We start from the raw sequence: 17,495 nt of genomic DNA, 5'->3' as shown, positions 1-17,495 counted from the left end.
TCGGTGACCTGTTGCGGGTTGCCGTCGAAGTCGCCGATCTTGACTTTGGGGTAACGCGCCTCAAGGCCTGATGTGTCGGCATTGGGATCGGCCTGCGCCGCCAGATCCGCATTGGCGTGCGCGATCATGTCATCGGTGTAAGGGACGGCTACACGCCTGTTGGCGACCAGATGCGTCGAGAAATCCTTCACGTCGATCGGCGTGTCTTTCAGGAACCCATAGCTCGGCATGATCGATTCCGGCACCACCGAGCGCGGGTCGGTAAGATGCGCGACATGCCATGCATTCGAGTAGCGGTCGCCAACTCTGGCGAGATCCGGCCCGGTGCGCTTCGATCCCCACTGGAAGGGGTGATCGTACATGGACTCGGCAGCCAGGCTGTAGTGGCCATAGCGCTCAACTTCGTCGCGGAACGGCCTGATCATCTGGCTATGGCAGAGAAAGCAGCCCTCGCGCATATAGATGTTGCGCCCGACAAGTTCGAGCGGCGAATAGGGGCGCATGCCTTCCACCTTCTCGATCGTATTGTCGAGATAGAAGAGAGGCGCTATCTCGACGATACCGCCGACCGTCACCACGAGCAGCGAGCCAACGAGAAGAAGCGTGGCGTTCTTCTCGATGATTGCGTGTTTGTCCATCAAGCCCATTACCTGGCTCCTGATCGCGCAGGTCGGATGGCGACGGGGCTCGGCATCGGCTCCTCCTCGCGCTGGTGGCCGAGGATGGTCATGGTGATGTTCCAGGCCATGATAAGGGCGCCGGAGAGGTACATGGCCCCACCGATGGCGCGCATGACGTAGTATGGGTGCATGGCAGCGACGGTTTCGGCGAAGGAATAGACCAGGAAGCCCTGCTGGTCGTATTCACGCCACATCAGGCCCTGCATGATGCCTGACACCCACATGACCGAGGCGTAGACGACGATCCCGAGTGTCGCCAGCCAGAAGTGCCAAGTGACGAGCCGCAGCGAGTAGAGCCGGTGACGGTTCCAGAGCTTCGGCACCATGTAGTAGATTGCGCCGAACGAGATCATGCCAACCCAGCCGAGCGCGCCCGAATGGACGTGGCCGATGGTCCAGTCGGTATAATGCGACAGCGAATTGACCGCCCTGATCGCCATGATCGGGCCTTCGAAGGTCGACATGCCATAGAAGGCGACGGCCATCACCATCATGCGGATGATCGGATCGGTGCGCAGCTTGTCCCAGGCGCCGGACAGCGTCATCAGGCCGTTGATCATGCCGCCCCAGGACGGCATCCACAGCATGATCGAGAACGCCATGCCGAGCGTCTGCGCCCAATCTGGCAAGGCGGTGTAGTGCAGGTGATGCGGGCCAGCCCAGATGTAGAGAAAGATGATCGCCCAGAAATGGACGATCGACAGCCGGTACGAATAGACTGGCCGGTTCGCCTGCTTGGGCACGAAATAATACATCATGCCAAGGAAGCCGGCGGTGAGAAAGAAGCCGACCGCGTTGTGGCCGTACCACCATTGGGTCAGCGCGTCCTGGACCCCGGAAAAGGCGGAGTAGCTCTTGGAGCCCAGGAACGAGACTGGCATCGACAGGTTGTTGACCACATGCAGCATCGCGATGGTCACGATGAACGACAGGTAGAACCAGTTGGCGACGTAGATATGCGGTTCCTTGCGCTTCAGGATCGTGCCAAGGAACAGAATGAGGTAGGCGACCCAGACGATGGTCAGCCAGACATCCACATACCATTCGGGTTCGGCGTACTCGCGGCCCTCGGTGATGCCGAGCAGATAGCCGGTCGCGGCCATGACGATGAACAGCTGGTAGCCCCAGAAGACGAACCAGGCGAGATCACCGCCGAAGAGGCGGGCGCGGCAGGTGCGCTGCACGACATACAGAGACGTGCAAAGCAGCGCGTTGCCACCGAAGGCGAAGACGACACCGGATGTATGCAGCGGCCGCAAACGGCCGAAATTGAACCAGGGCTGGATGTTGAGATCGGGATAGGCGAGCTGAAGCGCGATCACCACGCCGACCAGCATCCCGACGACACCCCAGAACACGGTGGCGATCGCGCCGTAGCGGATCGGACCATCCATGTAAGCGGATGGGTCAATCGGAGCTGCTGGCTTGAACTCCGTGTTGCGCAACAGGATCGCAGTGAAACCAGCCACTGCGAAGAACAACACCCACATATGTCGGCGGAAAGGTTCATCCACGCCGAAGCCGGCGGCCACCAGGGCCGCAAAAGCGAACACGCTTAGAAGGACGATCTCTGTGCCGAATTTCATTGCAGATCCCGATCTCGAATCTGGTGGATGCCAAATCCGCAGCGCACTAATTGCGCAGCCGCCGCCCCCTCGCCCTGATCTATGTCAGGCCGCACGATTTTGTGTCGGCGGCGCAATCAGCAGGTGGCGAATGAACGAGGAACGCAGCGCGGGCTCACCCCCTCATGGAAGGCGTTCCCTGGGTTGGGCGGGCGCAGACGCGATCGATTGAGGCGAAAGCTGAGGCTCTGCGACGCGTTGGATGCTATTGCCGATGCCCTGCCAAACGTTGTTCGGATCCCATTGGAAACGAACGCGATCGTTCGGCCGAGCCGTGGCAGCTTAAGGACCGTGCTTCGCCGGTATGTGCCGAAACACACCTGGCGATTGGTCGTCGTCCCTATCAAAGCCCGAAAGCTGTCTGTCTCGACCGTGACGCCGCTTCTTCGAAGGCGCGGCGACATCGCATTAGAAGGCAAGCACGGCCCGCCCCGGAGCCATGCGACATGGGCCTCGCCGCTTAGGGCCGCTCGCGTCCGCCGCCACAGCGCTTCTCCAGACGGCTTATGCTGTCCACCGTCACATGGCGTGCGTTCTCAATCCGAATCACCCCGTCAGCCCGCAATCGCGTCAGTTGGCGGCTCACGGTTTCGTTGGTAATTCCAAGGAAATCAGAGATTTCGGCACGCGTCAGCGGCAGATCGAAGGACGCTGACCTGGAAGCCGCGTCGAGACTGGAATCGATATTCCGGGCCATCATGAGGAGAAAACTCGCCACCTTTTCCGGAGCTGTCTTGCGCCCCAGCGTCACCATCCACTCGCGCGCCTCATCGAGTTCATTCAGCGTCTGTTTGAGCAGGCGATGCTCGAATTCCCGTGACGCCTTCATCATCCGTTCGACGGCCGCTCGCGGAAACGAGCACAGCGTGACTGCTGTTGCCGCTTCCGCATTGATCGAGCTTTCCACCTTGAAAGGACGTCCCAGAAAATTCGGTGCAAACTGGAGACCGACGATCTGCTGGCGCCCATCCGACAGGCTCTTTGATAGCTTTACCACGCCTGAAAGCACGTTCGAGTAGCTGTCGACGTTCTGTGCCTCGCCGGTCAACTCCATTCCTGACTCGATCCGGCGACGCGAGCAAGTCTTGGCGAGCCCAACCAAATTGTCTGGATCGAGCGCACCGCAGACACCGCGACGCCGTGCCTCGCAAGGGAGGCAAAGAACAGGAATGCCGGAAGTATGAATGTCTTGCCGAAAGGTCATGCGTTCGCTTTACCCGATCCTAACTGCCGGCAGGATACCCATCCAGGGTAGAGAAGTCCTGCGGCGGTTTGTCCATGCGCGCGGCTGATCGAGATCAGGGTCTGCTTCAGCGATGCGTGCAGTGTTCGGCGGGCAACACGGTGAACGCGAGATGCAATCGGAAATAGCTGTCAAACTCAGCGAGAACGTCCCACGCTACACAAGCTATCCGACGGCGCCGCATTTCCATTCCGGGGTCGATGCTGCCATTTACCGTGGCTGGTTGGAGGCGCTGGAAAGTGGCGACGAAATCTCGCTGTATTTGCACATTCCTTACTGCGACAAGCTCTGCTGGTTCTGCGCCTGTCACACCAAGCAGACGCACCAATATGAGCCGGTGGCCGCTTATCTGCGCTCGCTGAATGCCGAAATCGTCACGATTGCCGGTCTGGTGAGTGGCAAGGCACATGTCCGTGCAATCCACTTCGGTGGCGGTTCGCCAACGATGCTGAGGCCCGATGACATGGTTGCTCTTGGAGCGGCCTTGCGGGACAGCTTCGACCTTCTCCCGGATGCTACGGTCAGCATCGAAATCGGAACCAACGACATGGACAAGGCGCGCCTTGATGCGCTTGCTCAAATCGGCGTAACGCGGGCGAGCCTCGGCGTGCAGGATTTCGATCCGCAAGTGCAAAAAGCAATTAATCGTGAGCAAAGTTTTTTGCAGACCAAGGCAGTCGTCGACGGGGTTCGTTCGCGGGGCGTTGAATCGGTCAATCTGGACCTGCTCTACGGGCTCCCGAATCAGACACGCGAGACGATCTGTTCCACGGTGGCGCAGGCACTGACCTTGGAACCAGACCGGATGGCTCTGTTCGGCTACGCACATGTGCCCTGGTTCAAGAAGCATCAGACGATGATCGACGAGGCATGGCTGCCGAGTCCCACCGAGCGTTTCGCCCAATCTCAACTCGCGGCGCGGGCAATTGTCGCCAAGGGATATGAGGCAATAGGACTCGATCATTTCGCGAAGCCCGACGATGCGCTGGCCATAGCGGCCCGCGCAGGGGTTTTGCATCGCAATTTTCAGGGCTACACCGAGGATCGCTGCCCGACACTGATCGGACTTGGCCCTTCGTCCATCGGTCGTTTTCGCCAAGGCTACGTGCAGAACATGGCTTCGACTGCCGGGTACGGGCGCATGGTTGCGGATGGCGGGTTGGCTGCCGTCCGGGGCGTTGCCCTTTCCGACGACGATCGCGTCCGTGGCTGGATAATCGAGCGGCTGATGTGTGATTTTGCCTTCTCGGCAGTCGATCTGGTGGAGCGGTTCGGCAAAGCCGGCGAGAAGCTCCTTCATCGCTCGAGGTCCATCGCCCTCCACGATCCTGCCCGAGCGCTTGAATTCGATGGCGACAGTTTCGTCGTACGGGCTGAAAGTCGCCCCTTCGTTCGAACCATCGCGGCCAAGTTCGATACATATTTCAAAGGGGGAACGGCGAGGCACTCGGTGGCGGTCTGAGCAAAGCACAGTGCGCTCGCCGTTTGGTCGATCGCGAACCAGCTGCGTTTCATTTTGACCGCTCATAGGCGACTACCGCATCCAATCGAAAATGCAAACTTAGGCTGTTGCGCGGTATTTCCTTCCACATCCTCTCTTACGCATACCTGCATTCCAAGGTGTTTGATCCTATGCTTCGCGAGGAGCAGGTAGGCCGCGACAGCTAGGCAATGTTCCAGCTGCCTCTAGCGGAGGAGTCACGATTTTTCGGCAAGCTCCGTCGGCAGACCTTCTTTTCGGGCCTTGGCAAAGGCTCGGTCGCCTTCCAGAAACGCCGCCAGCATGAAAGGGATGAGTTCTGCCACGGTTTCAGACTGACGATAGGTCTGACGGTAAAGTGCAGCATACTCCTTGAGTGTTTGGCCCAGCTCCGCGCTGACGGTAATGGTGATCTTCGAAGCTGTTCGGTCTGGAAGCTTTCCAAGTTTCAGGTCAGCCATGGTAACTCCTGCTCAACTCGCGTATGGCCGCAGCACGATGTCCTTGTGCACGATGACGCGCAGTGGCCAACCTGGGCGGACGATGATGGTGGGCTGGATATTGAGGTTTTTTTCGGTGATGCGCTGGCCGGCTCGACTGGCGTTCTGCTGGGCTGATTCCCGGATCGCCTTGACCAGATCGCTCTCGTTTTCGCCGAGGCTGAATTCCGTGCCGACACCGAGCAATGTGGCAAGCGCCACCCCCTTGATCAGCTGCCAGGTGTGGAAATCGACTTTGTCTTCCAGCCCTGCGTAGCCGGCGGTGTCGCTCGCGGGCAGATTGTCGATTTCGACCGACGAGCCGTCGGGCAGCAGAATGCGCTGCCAGACCAGCAGCGCTCGCTTTTGCCCGAACGCGACGACGCTGTCGTAGACGCCGATAAGACGTGAGCCCTGCGGAATCAGCAATATGTTGCCCGTGACCGTGTCGTGCACATTCTCGGTGACTTGCGCGACGACAAGGCCCGGCAAATCGGAATTGATGCCGGTGATCAGGCTGGCGGCAATCACGCTGCCAGCCATCAGTTGATACGGCGAGATCGGCGTCTGCAGCGCATGCGGATTGTAGATCCCGCCAGTGCTCCGCTGGCTGAGGAAATCAAGCTTTCGCTGCTGATTGTTCTGGTCGCCTTCCGCCGGCGCCACCGAGGCTGACGCGCGTGCTGCTTCGGATTGGGGAAGTGCCTCAAATGGATGCTGAGCAGTTTGCACGCTCTCACCGACATCTGTCTGTTGAGCTCGATTTTCGACGCGGAAAAGCACCTGCGATTCACGCGCTTCGATCGCCTGCTGCGCTAGACGCTGCTCCTCGGCCGAGATGTCTTGACCCGGCACGATGCCGAGCTGGCGCTGCCGCTCGAGGATGGGGCGACCGAGGTCGCCCGGCAAAGGTGGCCCAAGGACGGGAGGCTTCGGCTTCATGCCGGAATAGTCATGGGGAAGCGTATCGAGTCCCTCGACGGTTGGTTTGCGCTCAGTGCTGTAGGGATCTTCCGCCTGATCCCTGATGCGAAGGGCCGGCCCCTGGAGCGCCATCATGGCAACGCCGAACACAGCGCCGGATCCGAGCGCTGCGATCGCGATGATCACACCGCGCCTGAACCGCACCACGCGGCGGGGAGAGGCCCGAAGCTGCAGTTCCTCGGGATCCAGTTTCGGCGGGATGCCAGAGCGGGAATTTTCGATCATGAGCCCTCACCTCACCGGCTGGAACGCGAAAAGAGCGAGATCCGCCGTAGCGGTTGCCTGTCGTCAATCCTGCTGATGCGGATCACCTGCTGCTGCTTGGTGCCGAGGCGAAGTTCGGCCGCGGCGAAGAGCCGATCGACGATGTAATAGTTGCCGCGCACGCGATAGTTGACGAGCTCGCTGCTCCCATCTGCGCCGACGATGAAGAGTGGTGGCGCCTCGCCCTGATCTATGCGACGAGGGAACTCAATATAGACCTTGCTGCCGTCGTCGAAGGCTCGCGTCGGTCTCCAGGGCGGTGTGTCGCCACTGATCGAGTAGCGAAAGCGAAGGTTTTCGAGCGCGATATTCGACGCGACCGGTGTAACTGCCTCGGCTTGAGCATTGCGCTGGCGAAGCGCGATGATCTGGTCTTGGCTGTAGGTCCAGGAGATTGCCGCCATTGCTGTCTTCTCGGTGCTTTGAAGCTGCAAATGATAGGTCCGCCGGTCCGTCGTAATGACGACATTGGTGGCAAGACCCGGCGCGAAGGGTTTCACCAGAACATGGGTGCGCTGATTGTCACCGGTGCCGCTTGCGGTATCGCCTATGACCCAGCGCACGGTGTCGCCAGCCGACACGGCGGTTAGTTTCTCGCCCGGCTGCAGAGCGATGTCGGTCACGCGCTCCGGCGCGGCATAGAGCTGATAAAGCGCGCCATCGGTGAAGGGGTAGACTTGCACGGCATTAACATACCCGTACTTGGTGGGTTGCTGGGTCGCGGCTTTGTTGGCATCAGCGACGCGTTCTTCAGGGGGGCGCTTGTCCTCGGCCTTGCCGGACTCGGGCTGCAATTGGCCAGGCAGCGGCAGTGGTTTTGGCACCTCGACAATTCTAATCGGCCTCTCCGGCGCCTTCTCGATCGCGGCCGGTTTGAAGTCAGCAGCGTCATAGGAAATCTCAGGCGGCGGCACCTTCTTCGATGCACAAGCGGAAACGACCGCTGCCGACACCGATAGGATCAGCACGGCACGAATCGGTGACATTTTATCTTTCATTGGTGGACTCCGTCGGAGAAAGGGGGGGTGGGACGGCGCTGTCGAGCTCGCGTGACCAGTCAATGGCGTTGATGAAGACGCCGAGCGGATTCTTGCGCAGCTGATCCGTATTGCTTGGCGAGCGGATCACGATCGTGAGGATCGCAGTCCAGCGCATCGTGCTGGCAAGGCTTCCGCGCTCAAACACCTGCTCGGTCCATTTGACCTGGAATGAACTTTCGGAGGCCCTGACCACGCTGGTGACCTGTACCGAGACACTGCGCGTTCCGATCTGACCGAAGGGGTCGTTCGCCTTGGCGTATTCGTTGAGGAAGAGCGCTGCGCGATCGCTAGCAAAGTCGTAAGCTGCGAACCAGTTCTGCCGTACCAAAACCGGATCGGTGGAAACGGAACGGACATTCTGGATGAAGCGGCCGAGATGCCAGGCGATCTGAGCATCCGAGGGCTCATAATTCCGGATTGCCGGCGCGACGGCGCGCGTCTCGCCGAAGCCATCGACCTCGACGACGTAAGGCACGACACGGCTTTGCATCGACTGCCATACGAGTCCGCCGGAAAGTCCGGTCGCCAAGGCCAGGCACCCAAGGGCCATGAGCCGCCAGTTCCTGGCCTGCAGTCGAGATGAGCCGATGCGCTCGTCCCACAGCTGGGCGGCTTTTTGATACGGCGTGACCGGTTCGGGTGTTTTGCCGTAACGGTGCACGGGTCGCTTGAAGAGCATCTAGTCATCCTTGTCGTTGAGAGAGGGGTTGGCGCTGCCTCCCGGCCGGTCTCCGTCTCGGACAGCTTGCATGGCAGCGTGGCGATGTGCACGGGCGGTCTGTTCAGAACGTAGGCGCCTTGCCCACGTCGGCGCCGAAACAGTGGCCGAACCGGCAGAGCGCTCGGTCATTGACGCGGTCGGCGTGCCGCCGGTCGCGGTCCACGCGGCATCGCGCCCGGCATCGGCGTTGCGCCCAACACTTGCAGTGGCGGATCGCGCTACGCGTATAGCGGCGCCGCCAGCGGCACTGGTTACACCATGCATTCCAGCAGCCACACCGGAGAGGCCAACGTCGGGCGAGGTTGCGCGCCCGATCTGCCAGGACGTGGAAGCAGCCGATCCCATTGTTGTGCCGGCGCGGATGGCGGCGAGACCGCCGCTGGTTGCCATACGCGCGCCAGAAAATGCCGTGCCTCCAGCAACGAGTGATACACCCGCTGCCGCCGCGGTCGTGCCGAGGGCGGCGCCCGCGCCAAGCTGCGGTGCGCCTGAGACAAGACCCGACGCGATCCCCGGCCCAAAAATGCCAAGGCCAAGCAGTGCCAGTGCGCCCAGTACCTGGGACATGGCAGCGGCCAGATCCGGCTCCTTGCCTTGCAATGCGGAAGCGAACTCCCCGAAGAGCGTGGAGCCGATGCCGACAATGACGGCGAGCACCATCACCTTGATGCCTGACGAGATAACATGGCCGAGCACGCGTTCGGCCAGGAACGCTGAACGGTTCCAAAGTGCGAATGGAATTAAAACAAAACCTGCCAGCGTGGTGAGCTTGAACTCAAGGATGGTGATGAAAAGCTGGATGGAAAGGATGAAGAAGGCGATGATGACCAGGAACCAGGCCATCAGCAGCACGAAGATGGTCAGTGCGTTGCCGAAGATTTCCGGGAAGCCCAGGAGCTGACTGGCTTGGTCAAGCATTGGCCAAGCACCTTCGAAACCGGTCGCGGCAATGCGGCCCGGGCGCAGGAGATTGTCTGCCGACAGATTGCCGGCCGACGCATTAATCCCGAGACCGGCAAAAGAACGATAAATGATATCGGCGAGGTTCTTGAAATTGTTCAGGATGAAGGCGAAGACGCCAACATAGAGCACCTTGCGGACAAGCCGGCCGAGAACGCTGGTCTCCTCGCCGAGCGCCCACGCCAGGCCGGCAAGTGTGATGTCAATGCCGATCAGAATGGTAGTGAGGAAGGCGACGTCGCCCGAGAGCAGACCGAACCCGCTGTCGATGTAGCGGATGAAGGTCTCCATGAAGCGATCGATGACGCCAAGGTCGTTCATGCCGCTGCCTTCCTCGTCGTGATGAACTCGTGATTAATTGCCGGGATAAGCCGAGCCGGTACCCAAGAATCGCTTCGTCATCTCGCGGGCGGCTTCCTCTGACTGGGCCTTGCGGGCGGCATCCTCGGCCTCAGCTCGAAACTGCGTTGCGAGCAGCGTCTGGATCTGCATCTGCTGCTTTGTCGAAAGCGCTATCAGCTGGTTGGTGGCCTGGCTTGCCTGAAGCGCACCGGCCGCCCCTTGGCTGCGGTTGACGAGATCGGCGAGCAGATCGCCGTCGGCGCGGACGTTCTCGACGATTTGCGACTGGACCCCCATGGTCTGGCGGAACGCCTGCATGGCGCTTTGCCAACGCTCGCGCGCAGCACTCGCCACATCGCTGACCTTGATCGTGGCGTCGTAGCTTTCCGGATATTGGCTGCGCCACTGGTCTTGAAGCTTGCCCAGATCAAAGCTGAGGCCACTCGCCTGGTCCATCAAGCCGTCGATGCGATGGAGCGAACCGGTGAGTTGGCCAACGGAAGAGAAATCCAGACGCTGAAGATTGCGCGCCATGTTCTGCAGCATGGTCGCCTGATTCTGCAGCGACTGGATCTGGTTGTTGATCTGCTCCAGGGCGCGCGCGGCCGTCAGCACGTTCTGCGCATAATTGGACGGATCGAACACGATAAGGGCGTAGGCGGGCTGCACATAGTCGGCCATAGGCTTGGCGATCAGGGAAACGGTGATCAGGCCGGAGAGAAGGCGTCGCCGCATCATGCTAATTGCTCCTTGTCTGGTTGAGGGAATTGCTTGAGAAGTTCGCCGGCCCAATCGAGGCCGCGCGCGATCAGGAACTGCGAGGCAAAGCTGCCTTGCCCGTCTTCGGACAGGATCCTGTCGATCAGAGTCTGCGTGGCCGGATCGGAAGCACCGCAAAGCGCAAGAGCGATGGGGCCAAGCCCGAGCTCGAACAGACGGTTGCCGCGGCGCGATTGCAGATAATACTGACGCTTCGGCGTGGCGCGGGCGATCAATTCGATCTGCCGCTCGCTTAAACCGAAGCGTTCGTAGGCTGTGCGCGCCTGGGGTTCCACGGCACGATCATTGGGAAGGAAAATGCGCTGCGGGCAGCTTTCGATGATTGCCGGCGCTATGGCAGAGCCCGCGATATCAGCCAGCGACTGCGTAGCGAAGACAACCGACACGTTCTTCTTTCGCAGCACCTTCAGCCATTCGCGGATGCGGGCGGCGAACAGCGGATTGTCGAGATAGACCCACGCCTCGTCGAGCATGATCAGCGTGGGCCGTCCGTCGAACCGTTCCTCAAGTCGCTGGAACAGATAGGTAAGCACCGGCAGCAAAGCGCCTTGGCTGTGCATCAGCTCCTCGGTCTCGAAACACTGCACATCCGACAAGGCCAGCCCATCATGATCGGCATCGAGCAGGCGGCCGAAGGGACCGTCGAGCGTGTAGGGCATCAATGCGGACTTCAGCGCATTGGATTGAAGCAGGACCGAAAGGCCGGTCAGTGTGCGTTCCTGCGCCGGCGCGGTGGCAAGGCTGGCCAGCGCTGACCAGATAGCCTCCTTCACCTCCGGCGTGACGGTGACGTTCTCGTGGGCAATAAGGCTGGCGATCCATTCGGCCGCCCAGCTTCGGCTAGCCTGGTCGTTGATGCTGCGCAGTGGCTGAAAGGCAAGGGAACCGTCCGCTCCTAGCGCGTGGTGTTCTCCACCCATGGCAAGTGTTGCAGCACGGGCCGAATTGCCTTTGTCGAAGACATAAACCTGGGCGCCGGCATAGCGCCTGAACTGCAGAGCAATCAGAGCAAGCAGAACCGACTTGCCGGCGCCGGTCGGACCAACAGCCAGCATGTGGCCGACATCTTCGACGTGGGTGGAAAGCCGAAACGGTGTCGACCCGCTGGTCTCGGCAACGAGAAGCGGTGGCGCTTCGGTTTGGGTGACTTTCGCGAGATACTCGTTTGTCGCAGGACCGGCCCAAACCGACGACAGCGGCATGAGATGGGCAAGGTTCAAAGTATGAACGAGCGGTTGGCGAACGTTAGCGTAGACATGGCCAGGCAATGAGCCGAGCCAAGCCTCGACCGCATTGACGCCTTCTCGGATCGTGGTGAAACCGATCCCATTGATGATGCGCTCGACCGCGCGAAGCTTCTCTGCAGCGGCTTGGCGATCCTCGCCCCACACCGTCACGGTCGTGGTGAGATAGCCGAAGCTCACATGATCGCCGCCCAATGCCTGAAGGGCTTCGTCGGCATCGAGCGCCTTGTTGTCGGCATCGCTGTCGACAAGCGGGACCGGCTCGTTGGTAATGACCTCGCGTAGGATTGCCACGATCGATTTGCGCTTGGCAAACCACTGCCGGCGCAACCGCGTCAGCGTCTTCGTGGCTTCCGTTTTCTCGAGCGGAATGAAGCGCGTCATCCAGCGATAGGCGAAATCCTGATGATTGAGGGCATCGAGAATCCCGGGCCGGGTGAGGTTCGGAAAGCCGAGGATGGTCAGTGTGCGAAGATGCTGCTCACCCAGCATCGGCTCCAGGCCACCGGCAAGCGGCGCATCGACCAGGATGGCATCCAGATATATCGGCGTTTCCGGGACCATGATAGGATGGCGTCGAGGCGAAATCGTGCCGTGGAGATAGGTCAACGTCTGAGCATCATCGAGGACGCGTACTTCGGGCATGAAGCCCGAGAAGAGATCGAGCACGCGGTTGGTCTCGTCACGGAACCTCGCCAGATCCTGGCGCCAGTCTCTTTCTCCTTGGGAATAATGAGAGTCGACGAGCGCGCTTTCCGCGCGCGCCTGGGCGTCGGGCGGTGGCATAAACACTAAGGTCACATGATAGCGGCTCTCGTAGTGCGCTACCTTCCCCTCGAAAGCAGCGCGGCGTTCTTCGTCGACCAGCCACGACGCGGCGTCAGGAAAATGCGAGTTCGGATAGCCCAGCGCTTCTATGCGCTCGGCCTCAAAGAACAATGCCCAGCCAGAGCCAAGGCGTCTGAGAGCATTGTTCGCCCGGCCGCAAATGCCGACGAGTTCAGCCTCCGTCGCACTTTCGAGATCCGGGCCGCGGAACCGCAACGTCCGCTGAAAGCTGCCGTCCTTGTTGAGCACGATGCCGGGCGCCACCAAGGCAGCCCAGGGTAGATGGTCGGCAAGCCGGTCGGCTTTGCTTCGATATTCCGAAAGGTTCAGCATGCAAGCCACCCCTTCAGACGAAGGTGGCGCACAAGCACGCTGGCGAAGTCCGGATCGCGTCTTGCGGCAAAGACCGCTAACGAGTGGCCCGCGATCCAAAGCACCAGACCAGCAATCCATTGCTGCAAGCCGAAGCCAATGGCCGCGGCCACTGTACCGTTGAGGATCGCCACCGCGCGCGGAGCCCCGCCGAGCAGGATCGGCTCGGTCAGCGCCCGGTGGACCGGTACTGCGAAGCCCTCGATATGCTGCTCCCCGGCGGCCATCAGACGAGCGCCCCACCACCGAAGGAGAAGAAGGAGAGGAAGAAGCTCGATGCCGCGAAGGCGATCGACAGACCGAAGACGATCTGAATCAGGCGCCGAAAACCACCGGCGGTGTCGCCGAAGGCAAGCGTCAGGCCGGTGGTGATAATGATGATCACCGCAACGATCTTGGCGACCGGTCCCTGCACCGACTCCAGGATCTGCTGCAGCGGCTGCTCCCACGGCATGCCGGAGCCGGCCGCATAAACGGGGGCCGTGATAAGAAACGCGAGCGCTGTGGACGAAAGAAAGCGAAGCTTCTTGCGCATGAGGAAGGCCTTTCAAAGCTGCTGGAGTTGCGAAAGCGTGAGCGGGGCAACGGCGTAATCGCCGCTGCCGTCGAGACCGGTGACCTCGGCGATTGCGTCGATGTGGCGCGACGAGCCGCGGCCGGCGATGAAGACGAGCAGGTCGACGGCATCGGCGATGAGGCGGCGGGGAACGGTGACGACTGCTTCCTGTGCGAGCTGCTCGATACGGTAGAGTGCGGAGCGCGCCGAATTGGCGTGAACCGTGGCGATGCCGCCGGGGTGCCCGGTGTTCCATGCCTTCAGCATGTCGAGTGCTTCCGCACCTCTTACTTCGCCGACGATGATGCGGTCGGGCCTGAGCCGCAGCGTTGAGCGCACGAGATCGGCAAGGGTGACCGAGCCCCGCCTCGTTCTCAGGGCAACGCAGTCCCTGGCCGCGCACTGCAGTTCGCGCGTGTCCTCGATGAGGATCACCCGCTCGTCGCATTCTGCGACCTCCGCCAGCAGCGCATTGGCAAGGGTTGTCTTGCCCGAAGACGTGCCGCCGGCGACCAGGATGTTGCGCCGCTCGCGGACTGCCCTCTTGAGCACATCGACCTGCAGCGGCAGCATGATCCGGTCCGCGACATAGTCGGCCAGCGTGTAGAGCTTTGCCGCTGGTTTACGGATGGCAAAGCATGGCGCGAGCACGACCGGCGGCAGCAGACCCTCGAAGCGCTCGCCCGACGGCAGTTCGGCACTGACAATCGGATTGTCCGCGTGCGCCTCGACCCGCACATGGGAGGCGACCAGGCGGATGATGCGTTCCGCCTCGGACGGGTGCAGATGCACGCCCGTATTGACTCGGCCCTCGCCCAGCCGGTCGAGCCGCAGCGCACCGTCGGGATTGACCATCACCTCGATGACGGACGGATCGGCAAGGGCTTCGGTGATTGCCGGACCCAGGGCGGTGCGCAGCATGACACGCCGCCGGTGGTCGGCCTCGGGATGAGAGCTCATCCTTCCCCTCCCCCACCATTGTCTTTGCTAAGCGACCTTTTGCCGGAAGCGATCTGGCCGCCGACCTGCTCAACGAATTTGTCAAAACGCTCCTGGGCAATCGCCTGGGTCGCCCTGTCCGGCACAGGCGTGTGGGCATGAAGCGTGATCGAAAAGCGGATGAAGAGCGCCAGACTCTCCAGGATCACCTCGGCATCGCGCCTGACGTGGGCAAGGTCGCGGGAGAGCCGGTCAAGCCTTACGCCGTAGCGCCGATCGAACTCGTTCTCGCCACGCCGCTCGATGAACGCCTCGACCGCCTTCGCCACGATCGCTGATTTGGTCGTTGACGGATCGCGACTGAGGTTGTCCAGTTTCTCGCTGAGCTCCGGCTCAAGCAGAAACTGATGGCGAATGCGGTGGGGCTTCATGCGGCTCGTTCCGACGGCCCGGCGTTGCGCCGGCGACGGGAGAAGGATCGGCCAGACGCTCAAAATTGCTTATGGCCGTTATCTACGCTGAGATGCGCTCTGCAACTCAGCGGACTTCAGAAGCCGGGAATGACATCCTTGTCGTCGCCCCTGCCCTCGTTGATACCGTAGGCGCGGGCCGCAGTGGAAATCCGATCCATGACACGCTTGTCCGCGAGCGCTTCGCTGTCATCGTCTGCGGGCTTCAACAGATCGGCCTGATCGGGCTCTTGAGAGACAACAACGTCTTCTACGGGCAGGCTTGGATGGCGTTGCTGCTGAACGCCTCCCTCGTCTTCAACTGGCGCGTCGGCGCTTTCGTCGTCCGCAGCAAGTCGGCTATCGACGCTGCACACTTGTCCAGTCCAGCCGTCCGGGCGTGATGCAGGGCAGTCCGCATAGGGACCGTCGCGCAGCACCGGCGCAGGCAGCACCCGGTCTGTGAAATTCTGATCCTGATAATAGCGCAGCTTCTTGGCGCGGATCGGCGGCAACCCAGAAACCAGGACCAATTCGTCTGACGGCGGCAATTGCATCACCTCGCCTGGCGTCAGGAGCGGGCGCGCGGTTTCCTGGCGGCTCACCATGACATGCGAAAGCCAGGGCGCAAGCCGATGGCCCGCATAGTTGCGCATCGACCTAAGTTCGGTTGCGGTGCCGAGGGCATCCGAGATGCGCTTGGCCGTGCGTTCGTCATTGGAGGAAAAGGCAATTCGCACGTGGCAATTGTCGAGAATAGCATTGTTCTCGCCATAGGCCTTTGAAACCTGGTTCAAAGATTGTGCGATCAGATAGGAGCGAATGCCATAACCTGCCATGAAGGCGAGCGCCGTCTCGAAGAAGTCGAGGCGACCGAGCGCCGGAAACTCGTCCAGCATCATGAGCAGTTGATGCTTACGGCTCTTCTTCGGGTCCCCCTCCAGGCGCTCCGTCAACCGCCTGCCGATCTGGTTCAAGATCAGTCGCACCAAAGGCTTGGTGCGCGAGATATCCGAAGGCGGCACGACCAGATAGAGCGACAGCGGTCGCTCTCCATCCACTAGGTCAGCGATGCGCCAGTCGCAGGACGAAGTGGCCGTCGCGACCGTTGGATCACGATAAAGCCCGAGAAAGGACATGGCGGTCGAGAGGACGCCTGAGCGCTCGTTCTCCGACTTGTTCAGGAGTTCGCGAGCCGCCGAGGCCACTACGGGATGGACCTGAGGGTTATGCCCCGTCCCGAGATGGTTTGTCGTCATCATCCGCTGTAGCGTTGCGGCAAACGAGCGTTGCGGGTCCGACAGGAAGGTGGCGACGCGGGCCAGCGTCTTTTCCTCTTCAGCGTAGAGCACGTGCAAAATGGCGCCAACTAGGAGTGAATGGCTGGTCTTCTCCCAGTGGTTCCGTCGCTCCAGCGCGCCCTCGGGATCGACGAGGATGTCGGCGATGTTTTGAACGTCTCGGATCTCATCTGGGCCTTTGCGTACCTCCAGCAGCGGGTTGTAGCGTGCCGATCTCTGGTCGGTCGGATTGAACAGAAGGCAGTACGAGAATTTCGACCGCCAGCCGGAGGTCAACTGCCAATTTTCGCCTTTTATATCATGAATGATGGCAGACCCGGTCCAGGAAAGTAGCGTTGGAACAACCAGCCCCACGCCCTTGCCCGAACGCGTCGGCGCAAATGCCATGACGTGCTCCGGGCCGTCATGGCGCAGATAGCGATCGTTCAGCCTACCGAGGAAAACGCCCGCCGGCCGTAACAACCCTGCCGTCTCGACCTCATGAGTCGTGGCCCACCGTGAAGACCCATAGGTCGTAACCGACCCGCGCTGTCGCGCGCGCAAAAGCGAGCCAGCGATTGCGGCGGCACAGCCCAGGAATCCGCTGGCGCCTGCAAGCGTACCGGCTTTGTCGAAGACCTCCGGCGCATAAGCATCGAAGTGGAACCACCATTCAAACAGCTTCCACGGCTTGTAGATTGGCCAGCCGGCGAAGAGAAACCATGGTGCGCCGAGAGGCGTCTGGTAGGTCAGCATTTGAGCGCACCATTGGGTTGCCGTCCATACGCCGATAATGACAATTGCGCACACAACGGCGATCTGCCCGATCAGTAGCTTCGTAGGTGTCATCGGCTTGGCCCGCTGAACAACGCGACCTAGCATCGCGCGGCGCAGCCGGGACAGGAATGTTCCTCACATACGATTTGGGAGCAATGAACGACTTCCTACGTATCAGGTCGGTCAGCACGCGTGTTGCGCCTTCACGCGACACCATCCGCCACTCCATCCTTTCCATTCACCCTGAGGCCCGGCGCCGCCGACAGTTGCGTGACCGCTCCTCCGCAAAGTTATCTTCTGCGTTCAGGGAGCCACGGCGCCTGGGCTGGCTGATGAACACCGTCCGCTCGCGCATGTGGGGTCGAATTGATTTGTGCCCAAGTGGAGGCAGGCTCGTCTTCCAACAGTTGCCGCAGTTCCCCTGGCTCGAACGCCATCATCGGTGGGGAAGC

At 61.0% G+C, this 17,495-nt stretch carries 16 protein-coding genes; 1 reads left to right on the top strand and 15 read right to left on the bottom strand.

Annotated elements, in window-relative coordinates:
• The 3 genes from ccoO to EOA86_RS02020 all read right to left on the bottom strand — a co-directional run.
• Window positions 1-647 (bottom strand): cytochrome-c oxidase, cbb3-type subunit II (gene ccoO / locus EOA86_RS02030; protein ID WP_128340555.1); only part of this gene is annotated, 647 nt, incomplete at its 3' end.
• Window positions 647-2,266, bottom strand: coding sequence for a cytochrome-c oxidase, cbb3-type subunit I (ccoN, locus tag EOA86_RS02025; RefSeq protein WP_091595783.1), 1,620 nt, complete (start codon window positions 2,264-2,266; stop codon window positions 647-649). The genes ccoN and ccoO, both read right to left, overlap by 1 nt.
• A gap of 499 nt (window positions 2,267-2,765) precedes the next feature.
• Window positions 2,766-3,509: a Crp/Fnr family transcriptional regulator gene (locus EOA86_RS02020; RefSeq protein WP_091595785.1), complete on the bottom strand. Its 744-nt coding sequence runs from the start codon at window positions 3,507-3,509 to the stop codon at window positions 2,766-2,768.
• A 151-nt stretch (window positions 3,510-3,660) separates the two neighbouring features.
• On the opposite strand from EOA86_RS02020, the gene hemN reads away from it, so the two are divergent.
• Complete coding sequence (hemN, locus tag EOA86_RS02015; protein ID WP_091595897.1) at window positions 3,661-5,010, top strand: oxygen-independent coproporphyrinogen III oxidase; 1,350 nt, start codon at window positions 3,661-3,663, stop codon at window positions 5,008-5,010.
• 236 nt (window positions 5,011-5,246) lie between these two features.
• Here the strand turns inward: hemN and EOA86_RS02010 are convergent, their stop codons facing one another.
• From EOA86_RS02010 to EOA86_RS01955, 12 genes are all read right to left on the bottom strand, one after another.
• A complete protein-coding gene (locus EOA86_RS02010) occupies window positions 5,247-5,489 on the bottom strand; it encodes a DUF2274 domain-containing protein (RefSeq protein WP_029354949.1) in 243 nt (80 codons plus the stop codon).
• A 12-nt stretch (window positions 5,490-5,501) separates the two neighbouring features.
• The gene (locus tag EOA86_RS02005) at window positions 5,502-6,716 is read right to left on the bottom strand and encodes a TrbI/VirB10 family protein (RefSeq protein WP_091595787.1); all 1,215 of its coding nucleotides are present in this window, start codon (window positions 6,714-6,716) and stop codon (window positions 5,502-5,504) included.
• 11 nt (window positions 6,717-6,727) lie between these two features.
• Window positions 6,728-7,741, bottom strand: coding sequence for a P-type conjugative transfer protein TrbG (trbG, locus tag EOA86_RS02000; RefSeq protein ID WP_164746653.1), 1,014 nt, complete (start codon window positions 7,739-7,741; stop codon window positions 6,728-6,730).
• Between the two features lies 1 nt (window position 7,742).
• A complete protein-coding gene (trbF, locus tag EOA86_RS01995; RefSeq protein WP_095520370.1) occupies window positions 7,743-8,474 on the bottom strand; it encodes a conjugal transfer protein TrbF in 732 nt (243 codons plus the stop codon).
• Window positions 8,475-9,797, bottom strand: a complete 1,323-nt coding sequence (trbL, locus tag EOA86_RS01990; protein WP_127334880.1) for a P-type conjugative transfer protein TrbL — start codon at window positions 9,795-9,797, stop codon at window positions 8,475-8,477.
• 33 nt (window positions 9,798-9,830) lie between these two features.
• Window positions 9,831-10,556: a P-type conjugative transfer protein TrbJ gene (trbJ, locus tag EOA86_RS01985; RefSeq protein WP_091595793.1), complete on the bottom strand. Its 726-nt coding sequence runs from the start codon at window positions 10,554-10,556 to the stop codon at window positions 9,831-9,833.
• Window positions 10,553-13,003: a conjugal transfer protein TrbE gene (gene trbE, locus EOA86_RS01980; RefSeq protein WP_029354937.1), complete on the bottom strand. Its 2,451-nt coding sequence runs from the start codon at window positions 13,001-13,003 to the stop codon at window positions 10,553-10,555. The genes trbJ and trbE overlap by 4 nt, the downstream gene beginning before the upstream one ends.
• Complete coding sequence (locus tag EOA86_RS01975) at window positions 12,997-13,269, bottom strand: VirB3 family type IV secretion system protein (protein ID WP_024502852.1); 273 nt, start codon at window positions 13,267-13,269, stop codon at window positions 12,997-12,999. Before EOA86_RS01975 ends, trbE begins: the two co-directional genes overlap by 7 nt.
• Window positions 13,269-13,577: a TrbC/VirB2 family protein gene (locus EOA86_RS01970; RefSeq protein ID WP_024502851.1), complete on the bottom strand. Its 309-nt coding sequence runs from the start codon at window positions 13,575-13,577 to the stop codon at window positions 13,269-13,271. Before EOA86_RS01970 ends, EOA86_RS01975 begins: the two co-directional genes overlap by 1 nt.
• 12 nt (window positions 13,578-13,589) lie before the next feature.
• Window positions 13,590-14,558, bottom strand: a complete 969-nt coding sequence (gene trbB / locus EOA86_RS01965; RefSeq protein WP_091595797.1) for a P-type conjugative transfer ATPase TrbB — start codon at window positions 14,556-14,558, stop codon at window positions 13,590-13,592.
• Window positions 14,555-14,968 carry a CopG family transcriptional regulator gene (locus EOA86_RS01960; RefSeq protein WP_127334879.1) on the bottom strand — a complete coding sequence of 138 codons (414 nt, stop codon included), beginning with the start codon at window positions 14,966-14,968 and terminating at the stop codon, window positions 14,555-14,557. Before EOA86_RS01960 ends, trbB begins: the two co-directional genes overlap by 4 nt.
• A gap of 116 nt (window positions 14,969-15,084) precedes the next feature.
• Window positions 15,085-17,115 carry a conjugal transfer protein TraG gene (locus EOA86_RS01955; protein ID WP_127334878.1) on the bottom strand — a complete coding sequence of 677 codons (2,031 nt, stop codon included), beginning with the start codon at window positions 17,113-17,115 and terminating at the stop codon, window positions 15,085-15,087.
• Window positions 17,116-17,495: the final 380 nt, after the last annotated feature.

The sequence above is a fragment of the Mesorhizobium sp. M5C.F.Ca.IN.020.32.2.1 genome (assembly GCF_004023105.1).
In the GTDB taxonomy this organism is placed as follows: Bacteria; Pseudomonadota; Alphaproteobacteria; order Rhizobiales; family Rhizobiaceae; genus Mesorhizobium; species Mesorhizobium wenxiniae.
This window is presented reverse-complemented; position numbering and strand designations above follow the sequence as displayed.